The 17,376-nt window shown below is 72.2% G+C and carries 15 protein-coding genes; 4 read left to right on the plus strand and 11 right to left on the minus strand.

Annotated elements, in window-relative coordinates; translation table 11 throughout:
- From ACIA8R_RS26220 to ACIA8R_RS26270, 11 genes are all read right to left on the minus strand, one after another.
- Entirely contained in the window at window positions 1–858 is an 858-nt protein-coding gene (locus ACIA8R_RS26220) for a GNAT family N-acetyltransferase (RefSeq protein WP_397040904.1), read from the minus strand.
- The gene (locus ACIA8R_RS26225) at window positions 855–1,829 is read right to left on the minus strand and encodes a hydroxyacid dehydrogenase (protein ID WP_397040905.1); all 975 of its coding nucleotides are present in this window, start codon (window positions 1,827–1,829) and stop codon (window positions 855–857) included. Before ACIA8R_RS26225 ends, ACIA8R_RS26220 begins: the two co-directional genes overlap by 4 nt.
- On the minus strand, window positions 1,813–2,829 hold the full coding sequence (locus ACIA8R_RS26230) for a dihydrodipicolinate synthase family protein (protein ID WP_397040907.1): 1,017 nt from the start codon (window positions 2,827–2,829) through the stop codon (window positions 1,813–1,815). The genes ACIA8R_RS26225 and ACIA8R_RS26230 overlap by 17 nt, the downstream gene beginning before the upstream one ends.
- Window positions 2,829–3,851: an NAD-dependent epimerase/dehydratase family protein gene (locus ACIA8R_RS26235; RefSeq protein ID WP_357700506.1), complete on the minus strand. Its 1,023-nt coding sequence runs from the start codon at window positions 3,849–3,851 to the stop codon at window positions 2,829–2,831. Before ACIA8R_RS26235 ends, ACIA8R_RS26230 begins: the two co-directional genes overlap by 1 nt.
- Window positions 3,851–4,696, minus strand: a complete 846-nt coding sequence (locus ACIA8R_RS26240) for a carbohydrate ABC transporter permease (protein WP_357700508.1) — start codon at window positions 4,694–4,696, stop codon at window positions 3,851–3,853. Before ACIA8R_RS26240 ends, ACIA8R_RS26235 begins: the two co-directional genes overlap by 1 nt.
- Window positions 4,693–5,547 carry a carbohydrate ABC transporter permease gene (locus tag ACIA8R_RS26245; protein ID WP_397040909.1) on the minus strand — a complete coding sequence of 285 codons (855 nt, stop codon included), beginning with the start codon at window positions 5,545–5,547 and terminating at the stop codon, window positions 4,693–4,695. Before ACIA8R_RS26245 ends, ACIA8R_RS26240 begins: the two co-directional genes overlap by 4 nt.
- A complete protein-coding gene (locus tag ACIA8R_RS26250) occupies window positions 5,547–6,770 on the minus strand; it encodes an ABC transporter substrate-binding protein (RefSeq protein WP_397040910.1) in 1,224 nt (407 codons plus the stop codon). Before ACIA8R_RS26250 ends, ACIA8R_RS26245 begins: the two co-directional genes overlap by 1 nt.
- Window positions 6,771–6,782: 12 nt before the next feature.
- Window positions 6,783–8,003 (minus strand): Gfo/Idh/MocA family protein, encoded by a 1,221-nt coding sequence (locus tag ACIA8R_RS26255; protein ID WP_397040912.1) that lies wholly within the window; start codon window positions 8,001–8,003, stop codon window positions 6,783–6,785.
- Window positions 8,004–10,070, minus strand: a complete 2,067-nt coding sequence (locus ACIA8R_RS26260) for a hypothetical protein (RefSeq protein WP_364100906.1) — start codon at window positions 10,068–10,070, stop codon at window positions 8,004–8,006.
- 10 nt (window positions 10,071–10,080) lie between these two features.
- Entirely contained in the window at window positions 10,081–12,030 is a 1,950-nt protein-coding gene (locus ACIA8R_RS26265; RefSeq protein WP_397040914.1) for a hypothetical protein, read from the minus strand.
- A 172-nt stretch (window positions 12,031–12,202) separates the two neighbouring features.
- Window positions 12,203–13,000 (minus strand): IclR family transcriptional regulator, encoded by a 798-nt coding sequence (locus ACIA8R_RS26270; protein WP_364100912.1) that lies wholly within the window; start codon window positions 12,998–13,000, stop codon window positions 12,203–12,205.
- A 161-nt stretch (window positions 13,001–13,161) separates the two neighbouring features.
- On the opposite strand from ACIA8R_RS26270, the gene ACIA8R_RS26275 reads away from it, so the two are divergent.
- From ACIA8R_RS26275 to ACIA8R_RS26290, 4 genes are read left to right on the plus strand one after another with little or no spacing between them, the layout of a single operon-like run.
- On the plus strand, window positions 13,162–14,499 hold the full coding sequence (locus tag ACIA8R_RS26275) for an aspartate aminotransferase family protein (RefSeq protein WP_357700522.1): 1,338 nt from the start codon (window positions 13,162–13,164) through the stop codon (window positions 14,497–14,499).
- Entirely contained in the window at window positions 14,486–15,667 is a 1,182-nt protein-coding gene (locus tag ACIA8R_RS26280) for a mandelate racemase/muconate lactonizing enzyme family protein (RefSeq protein WP_364100916.1), read from the plus strand. The genes ACIA8R_RS26275 and ACIA8R_RS26280 overlap by 14 nt, the downstream gene beginning before the upstream one ends.
- Window positions 15,657–16,499 (plus strand): amidohydrolase family protein, encoded by an 843-nt coding sequence (locus ACIA8R_RS26285; RefSeq protein WP_364100919.1) that lies wholly within the window; start codon window positions 15,657–15,659, stop codon window positions 16,497–16,499. The genes ACIA8R_RS26280 and ACIA8R_RS26285 overlap by 11 nt, the downstream gene beginning before the upstream one ends.
- Window positions 16,496–17,257, plus strand: a complete 762-nt coding sequence (locus ACIA8R_RS26290) for an SDR family NAD(P)-dependent oxidoreductase (RefSeq protein WP_397040916.1) — start codon at window positions 16,496–16,498, stop codon at window positions 17,255–17,257. The genes ACIA8R_RS26285 and ACIA8R_RS26290 overlap by 4 nt, the downstream gene beginning before the upstream one ends.
- Window positions 17,258–17,376 lie beyond the last annotated feature (119 nt).

The raw sequence follows: 17,376 nt of genomic DNA on the forward strand, positions 1-17,376 counted from the left end.
TCAGAAGTAGTCGGCCGGCCAGTGGGCGGCGTTCGCCGCGCCGACCACGGGCGCCGGGTCGCCCAGGACCGCGCGGGCCATCCCCGTGCGGTCCCGCTCCGGGACGACGCTCGCGAACAGGTGCGGCAGGGCCGGGTCGTCCCAGGTCAGCCTGGCCCTGCCGGTGCCGACGCCCCTGGCTTCCGCCTCGGCGGCCAGGGCGGAGAGCACCTCGGGCACGTCCCCGGCGACCTCCAGCACGTCGAGCACGCCGCCCTCCCACCGGACGGCGGCGTACCCGGCGTCCCCGGCCAGCAGTTCGACCGGGTCGCCGTACCAGATCGGCAGCCGGTCGCGCCAGTGCGCCTCGTCCCGCACGGCGGTCAGCGGACGCCGCGCGTTGTGCCGGTCGTACAGGTCACGCAGGAGGGCCGCGTCACCCGCGGCGAGCCCGCGCAACCTCCGCCCGCCCGCGGCGGGCCGGCGCAGCGGGCCGGACACGGTCCGCAGCTCGAAGACGGACCACTCCTTGTAGACCCCGGGCGTGCCGGTGAACAGCAGCGACCAGGCGCAGCCGTCGGCCGCCATCGCCTCGGCCGCCATCGCCAGCAGCCGCCGGACGTGCCCCCGGCCGCGCACCGACGGATGGGCGGCGACGTTGGCCACCCCGCCCACCAGCACCTCGCCGCCCAGGCCGTCGTGGACCCGGCGCGGCAGGTAGTACACGCACGCCGACACGTCGCCGGTCACGAACGTCCTGCCGTACCGGCCGGGGTCGGTCTCGTACAGGGGCACCACGTGCGGGGCGTCGAAGCAGGCGGCCCACAGCGCGTGGAGCGCCTCGCGGTCGCCGGGACGGGCGGTGCGCAGCGGCGTCACCCCATCCTCCCCAGGTGCTCCGGCGTCACCTCGTGCTCCAGCGGGACGCCGCCGGCGTACCGGGAGATCTCCTCGACCACCAGCCTGCCCTGGCGGGCCCGGCCCGAGTCGGTGCCGGCCGCCTGGTGCGGGGTGAGCAGTACGTTCGGCAGCCCGCGGAACGGGTGCCCGACCGGCAGCGGCTCCTCGTCGAAGACGTCGATCGCCGCGTCCAGCCGTCCCGTGCGCAGCTCGGCCAGCAGGGCGGCCTCGTCGACCAGCCACGACCGGGCGGTGTTGACCAGCCCGGCGCCGTCGGGCATCAGCGCCAGCTCCCGCGCCCCGAGCAGGTGGCGCGTCTCCGGCAGCGCCGGGGCGTGCACGGCGACGATCCGGCTGGTGGACAGCAGCTCGTCCAGCTCGACGGCGCCCTCGTGGTACGGGTCGGCCACGGTGACCTCGGCGCCGAGGGCGCGGACCAGGTCGAGGTAGGCGCGGCCGGTCCTGGAGGCGCCGATGACGCCGATCGGGCAGCCGAGGATCTCCCGCCTGGCCGGCGCCCGCTCGGCCTCCTCCCACGGCAGGCCGCCGCGCAGGGCGCGGTCGAAGCGGTGCACCTGGTGCAGCAGCGCCAGCGTGAAGGTCAGCGCCACCTCCGCGACCGACCGCGCCATGCCCGCGCCCGCCTGCGTCACCCGGACGCCGCGCGCCCACAGCTCGCCGGTGACGAACGGCTTGACCGTCGCCCCGGTGTGCGCGACCAGCCGCAGCCCAGGCGCCCGGTCGAGCAGCTCGGCGGTGAGCGGCGGCACCCCCCACGACGTCACCAGCACCTCGGTGCCGGGCAGCGCCTCGGGCAGCGCGCGGTGGTCGTCGATCAGCCGCACGTCCCCCAGGGCGGTCAGGGCGGCGGGATCGGGGAAGAACTGCGCACGCAACCCCGGCGGGACGCTGACCAGGACGCGCACGGGGGAGTCAGGAGAGCCAGGCATCGCGGTGTTCCGCCACGAAGTCGTCGTCGGTCAGCCACGGGTAGGCGGCGCTGACGCGGGTCAGCTCCTCGGCCTGGCCGGGGGACAGGCCCTCGGCGGGGTCGAGGCACCAGGTGCCCGCCAGCAGGCCCTGCCTGCGCAGCACCTCGTGCACGCCGGCGATGCACCCGGCGAAGGCGTTGGCGGCGTCGAAGACGGCGGCGTTGGCGTCGGTGAGCGCCGTGGCCCGGCCCCACCACGGCGCCGGGTCGTCGCGCAGGCCCTCGGCCATCGCCACCGCCGCCCGGGTCCAGACCGCCCACTGGCCGAGCAGCCCGCCGACGAAGCGCGCCCCGCCGGGCAGCTCGGCCAGCAGGTCGCCGATGATGTGGTCGTCGTTGCCCGTGTACAGCGCGACCTGGTCGGCCCGGTCGGAGGCGGCCACCCCGTGCGCCACGTCCAGCGAGCGGTAGCGGTCGAACGCCGCCACCTTCACCGCGACCGTGGACGGCTGGTCGGCCAGCGCCCGCCAGAAGCCGCGCGACAGCACCGGCCCGCCGATGGCCGTCTGCAGGTAGAAGCCGACGACCGGCAGCACCTCGCCCACGGCCGCGGCCCGCGCCAGCAGGTCGCCCTCGGAGGCGCCCGGCACGACCGGCGACAGCAGCACGGCGTCGTACCCGAGGGAGGCGGCCAGCTCGGCCTCGGCCACCGCCTGCGCGGTCGGGCCGCACGCCCCGGCGACGAGCACCGGCGGCTCCCCGGAAGACCGCCGGGCGGACTCACGGCTCACGTCGGCGGCCAGGCGGAGGACCGGCTCCAGCAGCCCCGCCCGGCGGATCTCGAACTGGGTCGTGTGCACGCCCACGGCCAGGCCGCCGGCGCCCGCCGCCAGGTAGTACCGGGTGAGGGCGGCCTGGCGGCGCTCGTCCAGCGTCCGGTCCGCGGTCAGCGCGAGCGGGTGCGCGGGGATGACGGTCCCCGCCCGCAGGCGCGACAGCGCGGCATTCGGCGTGAGCATCAGAATCTCCCGTCTCGTACGGCGAACTTGGTGGGTTTGCCCGACGTCGGCAGGCCGGCGGACAGCCAGGCGGCCTGCCAGTCGACGAGCGTGCCCAGCGGGACGTCCGGGTAGCCGAAGAGCCGGTGACAGAGGGTGGCGTCGTTCAGCAGCGCCGTCGCGGCCTCGGACCCCTCGAAGGACACCGGCGTGCCCAGACGCGCGCCGAAGGCGGCGGCCACCCGGCGCACCGAGGCCGTCTCGGGGCCGGTCAGGTTCAGCGTGAACGGCGTGCCCGACGTGGCGTGGGCGAGCGAGCGCAGCACGACCTCGTTGGCGTAGCCCTGCCAGACCACGTTGACGTGGCCGGTCGTCACGTCCACCGGGGCGCCGGACAGCACCCGCTGCCCGATGTCGGCGAGCACGCCGTACCGCAGGTCCACCGCGTAGTTGAGGCGGACGAGCGTCACGGCCGTGCCGCGGGTGGCGGCCGCGTGCTCGAAGATGCGCTCGCGTCCGAGGCAGCTCATCGCGTACTCGCCCACCGGCCCGACCGGGTCGCCCTCGGCGCTGCCGCCCGACGAGACGGGCACCAGCGGGTAGACGTTGCCCGTGGACAACGCGGCGACGCGCGCGTGGCCGTACCTGTCGGCGACGCGGGCGGGCAGGGCCGCGTTGACGACCCAGGCGAGGTACGGCGCGGCCGACGTGCCGAACTTCGCCCCGACCATGAAGACCACGTCCCCGGCGTCGGGCAGCGTGCCCAGGTCGCCGTCGAGCAGGTCGAAGGGGACGACGTCCACGCCGTGCGCGGCGAGGGCGCCGGCGGCCGCGCGGTCGGACCAGCGGGAGACGGCGAAGACGCGGTCGGCGCCGCGCCCGGCGGCGTCCAGGCCGCGCCGGGCCAGGCGGCACAACGTGGGCCCCATCTTGCCCCCGGCGCCCAGCACGACCAGGTCGCCGGAGCCGGCGGCGAGGTCGGCCACGAGCGACTCGGACGGCCGCGTGAGGCGCTCTTCCAGTTCGTCGACGGAGGTGAACATCAACCCTTGATCCCCGACATCGTGACTCCTTCGGTGAAATAGCGCTGGCCGACCAGGTAGGCGGCGAAGATCGGTACGAACGCGACCGTGGCCCCGGCCAGCACCACGCTGAGCGGCACGTTCTCCGTCTGCAGGGAGGCGATGCCCACGGTCAGGGTGCGCATGTCGGCGCCGCCGCCGATGATGAGCGGCCAGAGCAGGTCGTTCCAGTGCCACAGGAAGACGAAGACGCCCAGCGTGGCCAGGATCGGCTTGCACAGCGGCAGGACGATCCTGATGAAGATCCGCCACTCGGAGGCGCCGTCGAGCCGGGCCGCCTCGAACAGCTCGTCCGGCAGGCCCATGATGAACTGCCGCATGAGGAAGACCGCCTGCGCGTTGGCGAGCGTCGGCAGGATCAGCCCCCAGTAGGTGTCCACCCCGCCCAGCTCGGCGATGAGCATGAAGGTCGGGATGAGCGTCACGTGGTAGGGCACCATGACCATGGCCAGGAACGACCAGAACATGGGCTCGCGGCCGGGGAACCGTTTCTTGGCGAAGGCGTACCCGGCCAGCGAGGCCAGCAGGAGCACGGCCACCACGCTGACCACGGAGTAGATCAGCGTGTTGACCGTCCAGGTGACCAGGTCGCGCCCGCCCAGCACCTCGCCGTAGGCGCCGAAGTCGACGGGCCAGGGCAGCATGCTCTCCGGGAACGTCACGGCCGTGCCCGGCTTCAGCGACAGCACGACCATCGCGTAGAAGGGGAACAGCGTGACCGGCGTGGCGACGGCCAGCAGGACGAACCTGACGACCTTCCCGCCCCTCGTCGGCTCCAGCGCCTTGTACGAGCGATACTTCGTCACTTCGACCTCCCGATGATCAGGCGCTGGATCAGCGCGACCACGAGGGTCATGACGAACAGCGCGACGCCGATGGCGCTGGCGTAGCCGAAGTCGAAGTTCTTGAACGCCTGCTCGTACAGGGCCATGACCAGCGTGAAGCTGCCGTGCGCCGGGCCGCCGCCGGTCATCACGTAGACCAGGTCGAACACCTGGAAGGAGTTGGTCGTCTCGATGACGGCGACGAAGAACAGCGCGGGGCGCAGCTGCGGGGCCACGATGTAGCGGAACCGCTGCCAGGTGGAGGCGCCGTCGGTGAGCGCGGCCTCCTCCAGCTCCCGCGGCAGGTCCTGGAGCCGGGCCAGGACGATCAGCATGCCGTACCCGAACCTGGACCAGACCGAGACGATCACCAGCGCCGGGATGACCAGCGTGGTGGAGGCCAGCCAGGACTGCCCGGTGAGCTTGGTGATCGGCCCCTCGGAGGAGAACAGCCAGGTGAAGACCGTCCCGGCCAGGACCAGGCTGGTGACGACGGGCAGGAAGAAGACCGAGCGGAAGAACGCGGCCCCGCGGAAGGCGCGGCGCACCAGCAGCGCCATGCCCACCGAGGCCGCCATCGAGGCCGGCACGTACAGGATCGTGTAGATCAGCGTGATGCGCAGCGACTCCCAGAAGATGGGGTCGGCGGCCATCCGCCGGTAGTTGTCCACGCCGGTCCACTCCGGGCTGGCGCCGATGGAGGAGTCGAAGAACCCCAGCAGCACCCCGGCGACGGACGGGCCGAACCGGAACAGCAGGAAGAGCAGGAGGCACGGCAGGACGAACAGCAGTCCGGTCCGCGCCTCCCACCGCCTGACGTCGATCGCCGCCATCAGCCACCCAGCAGCGCGTCCGCGGCCTTGGCCGCGTCGGCGAGCGCCTGCTCGGGCGTCTTCTTGCCGATCAGCGCGGCCTGGATCTCGGGAGCCAGGACGCCCATCACGTCACGCGCCTTCTCGTGCAGCGGCCCGGCCGTGGTCAGGTCGAGCGCCTTCTCCACCTCGGCCTGCACCGGGTCGTCCGCGTACAGCGAGCCGGTGGACTTGCGCGGGGAGAAGTAGCCGGAGGCCAGGTCGTAGGCCTTGCTCGGGGCCGCGCCGGTGGCGAAGCCGATCCACTTGCCCGCCGCCTCCTTGTTGTCGGAGGCCTTGAGCAGGGACAGCGAGCCGACGGTGCCGTAGGCGACCTGCTTGGCGTCGGTCAGCGGCGGCAGCACCTTGATGTTCTCCTTGCCCCAGAACGACTCGACGTCGGCGGGGAGCTGCTGCCAGGTGCAGGCCACCTTGTTCTGCGCGGTCCTGGTCTGCTCGAACTTGGGCAGCCCGGTCAGCAGGTCCTTCTCCACGAAGCCGCCGTCGGCCAGGTTCTTCAGGAACGTCAGCGCCTTGACGCCCTCGGGGCCGCCGAAGGCCGCCGACTTGCCGTCAGGGCTGAACACGTCGCCGCCCGCCTGCCACAGCAGCGGGTAGAAGGACTGGTTGAGGGTGGCGGCGGGGTCGGCCCAGTAGTTGGTGACGTCCACGTCCTTGGCCTTGAACTTCGGGGCCAGGGTGAGCACGTCGTTCCAGGTCTTGGGGAACTCGGTGATACCGGCGGCGTCGAAGGCCTTCTGGTTGCAGACCAGCGGGTTGGCCGACATGAGGATCGGCGCGCCCATGACCTTGCCGTCGATGGTGACCGACTTCAGGGCGTTGTCCCGGTAGTCGGCCTTGTCGGCGAGGTAGGCGTCCACCGGCTCCAGCGTCCTGCCGTACTTGGGGAGCTGGTCGGGGATGAGGTAGACCACGTCGGGCGCCTTGTTGCCGGCGATCGCCGTGGACAGCGCCTCGTCGCGCTTGGCCCACGGGTAGATCTCGACCTTGACGTCGATGTTCGGGTTGGCCGCCTCGAACGCCTTGGTCTGCTCGTCCCAGAACGCCTGGTGCTTGGTCTGGTCGGCGATGTTCGGGTAGATCCACATGGTCACGGTCTGCTTCTCGTCGCCTCCGGAGCCGCCGCCGCAGGCGGTCAGGGTGCCGAGGGCGGCCGCAGCGGCGGCCAGCGCGCGCAGTCGCATGATCGTTCCTTCCTAGGATGCCGGCACGGTGACGACCGTGCCGCTGTGCCGGGCCTTCTCGGCGGCGAAGACCGCGAGGTGGCTGTGGAGCGACTCGGTGGGGCCCGAGCGCACGTGTGCGGGGTCGCCGGTGGCCAGCGCGGTGACGAAGGCGTCCATCACGCCGTCGTCCCCGCCGCCGTGGCCGTCGCCGGCGTTCGAGCCGGTCTCGGTGACGTCGCGACGGGTGCTGCGGCCGTCGCGGAAGTCGAGCACCTCGACCGACTCGCCGTCGCCGATCAGCCGCCCGTGGGTGCCGAAGATCTTCGTCTGGCGGTGGGTCTGCTCGGTGAAGGCGGTCATGGTGAACGTCGCGGTCGCCCCGCCGGTCAGCTCCATGGCGAGCACCTGGTGGTCGACCACGTCGTTGTCGCAGGCGTACACGCACCTGCCGTACGGGCCGGTGCGCAGGGCGTCCATGACCTGCTCCTCGTTCTCGCCCAGGACGCTGGTCGGCCAGTCGTAGCCGCGGTTCAGGTACAGCCGCGGCGCCGAGTACGGGCACCCGGGCTCCAGCACGCAGTCGAGGCAGCGGTCGGCGGCCTGCGCCGGTCGCCGCTCGGGCCTGAAGTGGCCGAGCGAACCGAAACTGGCGACCTTCTCGATCCTGAGCCCGGTGACGTAGGCCAGCCAGTCCAGGTCGTGGGAGGACTTGGCCAGCAGCATCGGGCTGGCCAGGCGCTCGCTGCGCCAGGGGCCGCGCACGTAGGAGTGCGCCTGGTGCCACCAGCCGACCGGCTCCAGGTGCTCGACGCTCATGACCTCGCCGAGCACCCCGCTGTCCACGGTCTCCTTCACCAGCGCGGTGTAGGGCGTGTAGCGCAGCACGTGGCAGACGGCGAGCAGCACGCCCGTCCCGCCGACGGCCGACACGATCTCGCGGCACTCCTGCTCGGTCGGCGCCATGGGCTTCTCCAGGAGCAGCGCGTAGCCCGCCCGCGCCAGGGCGATGGCGGGCTCGACGTGCAGGCGGTCCTGGGTGGACAGGACGACGGCGTCGGCCACCCGCTCGCGCAGCAGCTCGCGCCAGTCGCCGAACTCGCGCACCCCGGGCCCGGCCAGCCTGGCCCGGCGGACGGGGTCGGGGTCGGCCACGGCGACCAGCTCCGCCCGGTCGGGGTGGGCGGCGATCCAGGAGGCGTAGGTCTGCCCCCGGTTGCCCGCCCCCGCGACGGCCAGCGTTACTTTACGCACCTAAATCACCAGATTTCCCGAGGTAAGGACCTTCGGCCCGTCGGCCGGCAGCTCCCTGGCGACGCCCTCCTCGACGTTGCCCGTGTGCTGGACCACCTCGAAGGCCTTGATCGACAGGCGGCCGCCGCCGAACTGGCAGCCGGTCGCCGCGTAACGGTTCCTGCCGGAGTCGAGCTGGACGTGGGCTCCGGCGTTCTGGCTCCGGACCCCGGCGAGCTGCCAGGAGACCAGCCCGGCGCCGTCCACCCGCGACAGCCCGGCCTCGGCCAGCTCGGTGCCGCCGTCGAGGCGGACGCGCTGGTCGGCCTTGCCGGCGGCGGCCAGGCCCACGTTCTTGACCGTGCAGCCGGTCAGCGACACCGACCCGGCGAGGACCAGCGGTGCCGCGCCCTCGGCGCCGTTCAGCGTGGAGCCGGACAGGCGCAGGTCCGCGCCGTTGAAGGCGTTGCCGTTCAGGCCGTGGAACGTGGTGCGGCTGACGTGCACCGGCGCGGTCACGTTCGCCTGGACGATCTCGCTCTTGGCCGGGACGGTGAAGACGCAGCCCTCGATCAGGTTGGGACGGCGCGACAACTTCGACTGCTGGGAGACGATCAGCGTGTGGCTGGCCGAGCAGCCGCGCATCTGCACGCCGTCGGCGTTGACCCAGATCATGCCCGAGCCCTCCAGCGACGGCTTGCCGATGACCTGGAGGTCCTCCAGCGTCAGGTCGGTGATCTTCACCCGGGCCACGAACCACGAGCAGACGTGCTTGCGCACGGTGATGCGCTTGGCCGCCGAGCCCCAGGCCGCGCCGGAGTTGGCGAAGGTCATCAGGCCCGAGTTGCCGGTGTAGGTCAGGTCGTGCTCGTACTGGCCGTGGGTGACGAACGGCCCCTGGTCGTCGCCGTCGCCGTGGCAGTTCTCCACGTAGCAGTAGGCGCTGGCGGTGAAGTCGTTCAGGTGGCGGGCGTTGGCCGTGTGGCAGTCGCGGACGTGGCCGTACAGGCAGTAGATCTGCTGGGTCAGGTAGCCCGCGCCGCCCCAGGTCACGCTGGCGGGGTTCTTCAGGGTGCAGCGCTCGGTGCGGAAGTGGGTGGCCCAGCGCCGCATGATCAGCGGCCAGAACGTGCCCGTGCCGTGGAGGCCCTCGACGTCGCAGTGGACGGCGTACTCGTAGGCCAGCGGGTGCGAGCCGGTGTACTGGTCGCCGTCCGCGACGCCCTCGAAGCGCAGGTTGCGCACGTGCACGCGTTCGACCGGCTCGACGAGCGTCCAGGTGATCGTCCGGCCGGCGGCCAGCTCCCAGCCGTTCTTGTAGTTCACCCGGATGTGCGTGCCGTCGACGATCTGGGTGATCTCGACCAGCTTCTGCAGCTCGCGCTCCCAGCGGCCGGACAGCGCGTTGACCTCGGCGCTCCACCACTGCCCGACCTTGAAGGCGGCGGAGTCGGCGACCTCGAAGACGTCCGACAGGTCGGGCACCGCGGCGCCCAGCTTGTGGGTGACCGTGGTCGAGGTGACCTTGCCGCGGAAGAACATGACTGCCGCGAACGGGTCGTCCTGGCCGGCCTTCTCGATGCCCACGGTGCGCATCGTGTGACCGCCGAAGTCCAGCACCAGGCCGGAGCGCTGGAACTTGTGCCGCTTGACGAAGTTGAGGTCGCTGTGGGCCTCGATCCTGGAGACGGCGGGGTCGTTGACCATGGCCTCCAGGGCGGCGTCCGCGGGCGTCCTGTCGTCGAAGACGCCGAAGGCCCGGAAGTCGAGGCAGCCGTCGTGGAGCTGGATCCAGCGGCCCTTCGGCGCGGAGCCGAGCACGGTGCCGCCGTTGGCGGCGGACGTGGAGGCCGCGTCCCACCGCACGAGCTTGCCGCCGCCGTCGCCCGGCTTGAGATAGCCCGCGACCTGCGCCAGCGTGCCGTCCGCCAGCTTGGCGGCCTCGAAGGCGAGCAGCTCGGCGACGGTGCCGACCGCCTGCACCTCGTCCTTGGGCTTCTTGTCCGGCTCGGCGAGCGCGGGCCTGGCCGCCAGGACGGTGCCGACAGCCGCTAAACCGGTGACGCGCAGGATGTCACGACGTTCCATGGGTGGTTCCTTACAGTGCGAGGGTGTCGGCGATGAGGACGCGGGGGCCGGCGGGCGGGAAGGCGCGCTCGACGCCCTCCTCGGTGCAGCCGGTGTGCACCAGGACGGTGGCGGCGGTCAGGTCGAGGCGGCCGCCGGTGAAGCGGGAGCCGGCGGCGCGGAAGCGGTTGTCGCCGCCGGTCAGCTCGACGCGGGTGGCGTCGGCCGTGCAGGCGGCCAGTTCCCAGGTCAGGACGCCCGGACCGGCGGCACGGCCGAGGACGGCGCCGTCCAGCGTGACGCCCTCCAGGCGCAGCCGCTGGTCGCGTACGGCGCTCAGTTCGATCCGCACGCCGTCGACCCGGCCGCCGCTGATCACGACGTCGGACGAGCCCAGCGAGACCTGGCCCTTGCCGCTCAGGACGCACCCGGTGAGGCGCAGGGGACCGGAGCCGCGCAGCGTGGCGCCGTCGAGCCCGGTGATGACGCACTCCTTGAAGTGCAGCGCGTTGCTCACCGGCGTCTGGACCAGCACCTGGTCCTTGGGCAGGTCGAAGGAGCAGCCCTCGATGACGTTGGGGCGGCCGGAGCGGTTGGAGCGCTGGCCGATCGCGACGGTTCTGGCCGAGCAGCCGCGCATGTGCAGGCCGTCGGCGTTCACCTGGAGCGTTCCCGCCGGGTCGAACGTCGAGCGGGGGATCACCCGCACGTCCTCCAGCGTCAGGTCGGTGATCTTCGTTCCGGCCACGAACCACGAGCACAGGTGCTTGCGCACGGTGATGCGCTTGGCGCTGGTGCCCCACAGGGCGCCGCTGTTGGCGATGTCCATGAGGCCGGAGTTGCCGGTGAAGACCAGGTCGTGCTCGTACTGGCCGTGGGTGGTGAAGGGGTTGCCGCCCTCGTCGTCGCCGTCGCCGTGGCAGTTCTCGACCGTGCAGTAGGCGCTGGCGGTGAAGTCGTTGAGGTGGCGGACGTTGGAGGTGGTGCAGTCGGCGACGTGGCCGTACAGGCAGTAGATCTGCTGGGTCAGGTAGCCCGCGCCGCCGTACATGACGGTCGGGGGGTTCTTCAGGCTGCAGCGCCGGGTGCGGAAGTGGGTGCACCAGCGCCGCATGATCACCGGCCAGAAGCTGCCGGTGGCGTGGACGTCCTCGACGTCGCAGTGGACGGCGTACTCGTAGGCGATCGGGTGCGAGCCGGTGTACTCGTCGCCGCCGGGCGCGGCCACGAAGCGCAGGCCGCGCACGTCGACGCGCTCGACCGGGTTGACCAGCGTCCAGGTCAGCGTACGGCCGGCCGCCAGCTCCCAGCCGTTCTTGTAGTTCACCCGGACGTGCCGGTCGTCGACGATCTGGGTGACCTGGACCAGACGCTGGAGCTCGCGCTCGTACGTGCCCGCCAGCGCGTCGACCTCCACGGCCCACCACTGGCCGACCCGGAACGAGCGGGAGTCGACCTCGAAGACGTCGGCCAGGTCGGGGATCGTGGCCGTGAGCGTGCCGGTGACGGTGGTCCGGGTCCGCTCGCCCTGGAAGAACAGGACCGCGCCGAAGGGGTTGTCGTGGCTGTTCTTCTCGATGCCCTCGGTGGTCATGGTGTGGCCGCCGAAGTCGAGCACGACGTCCGAGCGCCGGAAGGTGTGGCGCCTGACGAAGTTGAGGTCGGTGTGCGCCTCGATCCTGGAGACGGCCGGGTCGTTGACCATGGCCTCCAGCGCGGCGTCCGCGGGCGACTTGTGGTCGAGGACGCCGAAGGCCCGGAAGTCGAGGCGGCCGTCGTGGAGCTGGATCCAGCGGCCCTTCGGCGCGGAGCCGAGGACCGTGCCGCCGTTGGCGGGCGCGGTGGAGGCCGCGTCCCAGCGGACGAGCTTGCCGCCGCCGTCACCGGCGCGATGGTAGCCCGCGACACGCAGCAGCGTGCCGTCGGCGAGTCGGGAGGCGTCGAGCGCGAGCAGGCGTGCGACGTCGCTTACATGGTTCATGGGGGGAGGCCTTCGGGAACGGGGTGATGGGAAGGCCGGGCATGCGAAGGCGGGCAGGCGGCGGCGCTGCGGCCCAGGACGTCCGGCGCCGGGGCCGCGGCGCTCGGAGTCGGATCTTCGCCCGAAACGATTGGCGAGGACGCTAGACAGTGGTGGCGGATCTGTCAAGCCGTCACGCGGGATGCCCGAGCTGCTGGGAGATCATCGCCGCGGTCTCCCGCACCTCCCGGCCGAGCTCCTGGTAGCGCCAGGCGGGCAGGTCGCGCTTGAGCGAGGTGATGCTGATCGCGCCCACGCAGGCGCCGGTGTGGTCGCGCAGCGCGCTGCCGATGCAGAAGATCCCGTCGGCGTCCTCCTCGTCGTCGACCGCGTAGCCGAGCTCCCTGACGGTCTTCAGGTGGGCCAGCAGCAGCGGCAGCTCGGTGATCGTGTGGCCGGTCCGGCGCGGCAGGCCGACGTGGCCGACGACCTTGGCGACCTCCTCGTCGCTCATCTCGGCCAGCAGCGCCTTGCCCAGCCCGGTGCAATGGGGCAGCTCCCTGGTGCCCATCCGCAGGTCGACCTGGATGCGCTCGCCGTTGCTCACCTGGTCGACGACGACCGCCTGCCCGGCCTCGGGCACGGCGAGCCGGGAGTTCATCCCGGTCCGCTCGGTGAGCTCGACCAGCGCCGGCCGCGCCACGTCGCGCAGCGAGAGCTGCGCCTGGGCCCTGGCCCCCAGCCTGGCCAGCGCCATGCCCAGCCGGTAGCGGCGGTTCATGCCCTCGCCGTCGTCGGCGACCAGGCTGTAGCCGCGCAGCGTGTAGAGCGTGGCGAAGGCGGCGCTCTTGCTCAGCCCGCAGGCCGCGGCGATCTCGGTCACGCTCATGCCGCCGCCCGGCCCCACACGGGACAGGACCTCCAGCACCTCGGCGGCGCGGGCGACGCTGCGGACCCAATATCGCGATTCCTCAGCAGCAGTGTTCGTCACAGCCGAACAGCTTAGCGGAATTCATCGTTGACCCCCACCCATCTTCGTGTTTCAATCTCCCTCGTCTGTTCGGTATTGCCAAACACTGTTCGGAATTTGTGGCGGATGACCAGCGCTCCCCAGGCCGGGCCGGGCCGGGAAGCGCGTCAGAGGAGAGAGATTTGAAGCACCTAGCCGAGCGCGCACGCCAGGTCATCCCCGGCGGCGTGAACAGCGGGCAGCGCAGCATCCCCGGGCTCACCGACCTGGTGATCACCCATGCCGCCGGCGCCCGCTTCCGCGACTCGCAAGGACGGGAGTTCGTCGACTACCACGCCGCCTTCGGCCCGCCGCTGCTCGGCCACAACGACCCCGACGTCGGCGCGGCCGTCGCCGAGGCCGGCCGTACGGTCGACCTGTGCGGAGTCGGCGTCACCACGGGTGAGGTCGAGCTGGCCGAGACGCTGGCCGAACTCGTGCCGAGCGTGGAGAAGGTGCTCCTGACCAGCACCGGCAGCGAGGCCACCTTCCACGCCCTGCGCGTGGCCAGGGCCGCGACCGGCCGCCGGCTCGTGGTGAAGTTCCAGGGTTGCTACCACGGCTGGCACGACGCGGTCAGCCTCAACGTGATCTCCACGCCGGAGAAGGTCGGCACGCACGACCCGATCTCGACCGGCATCCTGCCCGAGGTGCTCCAGGCCACGCTGGTCCTGCCGTTCAACGACGCGGAGGCCGTCCGCCGGGCGTTCGCCGAGCACGGCGACGACATCGCCGCCGTCATCCTGGAGCCGGTGCCGCACAACGTCGGCTGCCTGCTGCCCGAGCAGGAGTTCCTCCAGACGCTGCGCGCCGAGTGCACCAGGTCGGGGAGCGTGCTGATCTTCGACGAGGTCATCACCGGCTTCCGTCACCACCTGGGCGGCTGGCAGGCGATCTCCGGCATCACCCCCGACCTCACCACCATGGGCAAGGCGATCGCGAACGGCTACCCGGTGGGCGCGCTCGGAGGTCGCGCCGATCTCATGGAGCTGTTCAGCTCGCGGCCCGGCGGCCCCGCCTTCTTCGCCGGCACCTACAACGGCCACCCGGCCGTCGTGGCGGCCGCCCTGGCCACGCTGCGCAAGCTGCGCGAGCAGCCGGTGCACGAGCACGTCTTCCGCCTCGGCGAGCGGATCAGGACCGGGCTGGCCGAGGTCTTCGCCTCGCTGGACCTCCCGGCGCTGGTCAGCGGCTACGGCTCGGTCTTCGTCGGATATTTCATGACCGGACCCGCCCGCACCTACGACGACCTGCTGCGCAATGATGCCAACATGTTCATCGGGTACCGCCGCCGCCTGCTGGAGCACGGCATCTTCGAGCTGCCGCTGAACCTCAAGCGCAGCCACGTCTCCTACGCCCACACCGACGCCGACGTCGACCACCTGCTCGAAGCGGCCGCCGCCGCGGCCACCCTGGCCCGTGGCGACGTGCTCGACCTCACCGACGCCAGCACGATGGGCGGAGCCGATGCTCACCGTTGACACCAAGCGCCCGGTCGGTCCCGCCGGCCGGATCAGCCGCGTCGAGACCCTCTCGCTCGGCACCGCCTGGCGCGACTTCTCCTACGTGCGCGTCCACACCGACGAAGGTCTGAGCGGCATCGGCGAGATCACCCATCCCTACCGGGGCCGGGAGACCTGCTCGCTGACCGAGGCCATGGCACAGCGCCACCTGATCGGCGCCGATCCCTTCGACGTCGAGGAGATCTGGCTGCGGATGTACCAGGGCGACTTCCTGCGCGGCGGCGACGTCGGCGGCATCGTCGTCTCCGGCGTCGACCAGGCGCTCTACGACATCATGGGCAAGGCGCTGGGCGTGCCCGCCTACCGGCTGACCGGCGGCGCCTGCCGCGACTCGGTGCGCGTCTACGCCAACGGCTGGTACACCGGCGAGCGCGACCCGCAGGTGTTCGCGGCCAAGGCCAAGGAGGTCGCCGCCCGCGGCTACACCGGGCTGAAGTTCGACCCGTTCGGGGCCGGGCTGGGCGAGCTGTCCCGGGCCGAGCTGCGGCTCTCGGTCGACATCGTCGCGGCCGTCCGCGAGGCCGTGCCGGACCTCGACCTCTTCGTCGAGGGGCACGCCCGCTTCGCGATGCCGACCGCCGTCCGGCTGGTGCGCGAGCTGGAGCCGTTCGACCTCGGCTGGTTCGAGGAGCCGCTGCCCTGGACGCACATCGAGCGCTACGCCGAGCTGCGCGCCCGCGCCGCCATGCCCATCTCCGGCGGCGAGCACTTCCACAACCGCTACGAGTACGCCCGGCTGTTCGCCACCGGCGCGGTCGACATCATCCAGCCCGACCTGTCGATGGCCGGCGGGTTCACCGAGATCAGGAAGCTCGCCGCGCAGGCCGACGTGCACGCCATGCTGGTCGCCCCGCACAACTCCAACTCCCCGCTGTGCACCACGGCCTCCGTGCACGCCGTGCTCGGCATGCCCAACCTGCTCGTCCTGGAGACGTTCGACGGCATGCTGGAGCCGTACGTCTTCGACGCGCTGAAGGGAGCCCTGCCCGTGGTCGACGGCCACATCGGGCTGCCGGAGCGGCCGGGGCTCGGCGTCGAGCTGGCCGACGAGGTCTTCGCCGAGCACCCGCCCTCCCACCGGTTCTGGAACATGTTCAAGGAGGGCTGGGAGAAGCGTGATCGTTGACGTCCACTCCCATCTGTTCACCTGCCCGGACGACGTCGGCGACCCGTTCGCGGCCGAGTCCGCCCGCGCGCACGGCGGTCACGTCGACCTGACCGTGCGCTGGGCGGACTACGCCGCCACCTCGCCCCCCGGCACCCGTACCGTGGTGGTGGGCGGCAAGGCCAGGCGCTCGGGCCTGTGGGTGGACGACGCCGCCGTGGCCGCCTACGCGGCCGAGCACCCCGACCGGCTCATCGGCTACCTGTCGCTGGACCCCACCCAGCCCGGCTGGCGCGACGAGCTGGAGCACGGCCACCGCGACCTGGGGCTGCGCGGCATCAAGCTCATGCCGATGTACGCCGGCTTCGACCCGGCCGCCCCCGAGCTGGACGACCTGTACGCCTACGCCGCCCGCCACGGCCTGCCGCTGCTCGTGCACACCGGGACCACGTTCGTCTCGGCCGCCCCCCTGCGGTACGCCCTGCCGGTGCACCTGGACGAGGTCGCCATCAGGCATCCGGAGCTGCGCATGGTCCTGGCCCACCTCGGCCACCCGTACGAGGGCGAGTGCATCGCGGTGATCCGCAAGCACCGCCACGTCTACGCCGACGTCTCGGCCCTGCACTACCGGCCCTTCCAGCTCTGGCACAGCCTGCGCCTGGCCCAGGACTACGGCGTGTGGGCCAAGCTCCTGTTCGGCAGCGACTACCCCTTCACCACGGTGAACGCCTCGGTGGAGGGGCTGCGGGCGGTCGGCGCGGTCCCCGGCATCCCCGGGCTGCCGCCCCTGGACCGTGAGGAGATCGAGAAGCTCATCCACCGCCCGTCGCTCGACCTGCTGGGGCTGTCATGACCGAACTGGCCGTGGTCACCGGGGCCGCCAGGGGCCTCGGCCAGGCCATCGCCGCGCGCCTGACGGCCGACGGCTACCGGGTGGTCACCGTCGACCGGCCGGGCGCGGGCTGCGCGTACGGCTTCGACCTGGCCGACACCGAGGGCCTGGCCGGGCTCGCCGACGAGGTCCGGCGCGACCACGGGCCGATCCACGTCCTGGTCAACAACGCCGGGGTGGCTCGCCTTGAGCACTTCAACGAGATCACCGTGGCCGGCTGGCAGGCCGTCATGCGGGTCAACTGCGACGCGCCGTTCTTCCTGTCCCAGCGGGTGGCCGAGCACATGATCGCCGACGGCGTGCGGGGCCGGATCGTCTCCGTCTCCTCCAAGAACGGCCTCATGGCCGAAGCCGGCCTGGCCCACTACAACGCCTCCAAGGGCGCCCTGGAACTGATCACCCGTTCGCTCGCCGCCGAGCTGGGAGCCCACGGCATCACCGTCAACGCCGTCGCGCCCGGCATGATCGCCACCCCGATCGACGGCGACTTCCCCTTCGACCGCGAGGCCTTCGAGGCGGCGTGGGAGGAGCGCATCCCGCTGCGGGGCGGGTACGGCCAACCGGACGACGTGGCCGGCGCGGTCGCCTACCTGGCTTCGGAGGCGGCCCGCTACGTCACCGGCTCCACCCTGGTCGTGGACGGCGGGGTGCTGGCCGACCAGATGCCGCGGCTCAGGTTCATGCCGCCGTACCGGAACTCGCTGCGACCCGGTTCCTGAATCCCGCGTCCGACCTGCGGGGGGGGGGGGGGGGGGGGGGGGGGGGGGGGGGGGGGGGGGGGGGGGGGGGGGGGACCGAGGGAGGAGTCAGACACGCCGGGGCGCCCGCGGGAGGGGGT

The sequence above is a fragment of the Nonomuraea sp. NPDC051191 genome (genome assembly GCF_044455665.1).
GTDB lineage: Bacteria > Actinomycetota > Actinomycetes > Streptosporangiales > Streptosporangiaceae > Nonomuraea.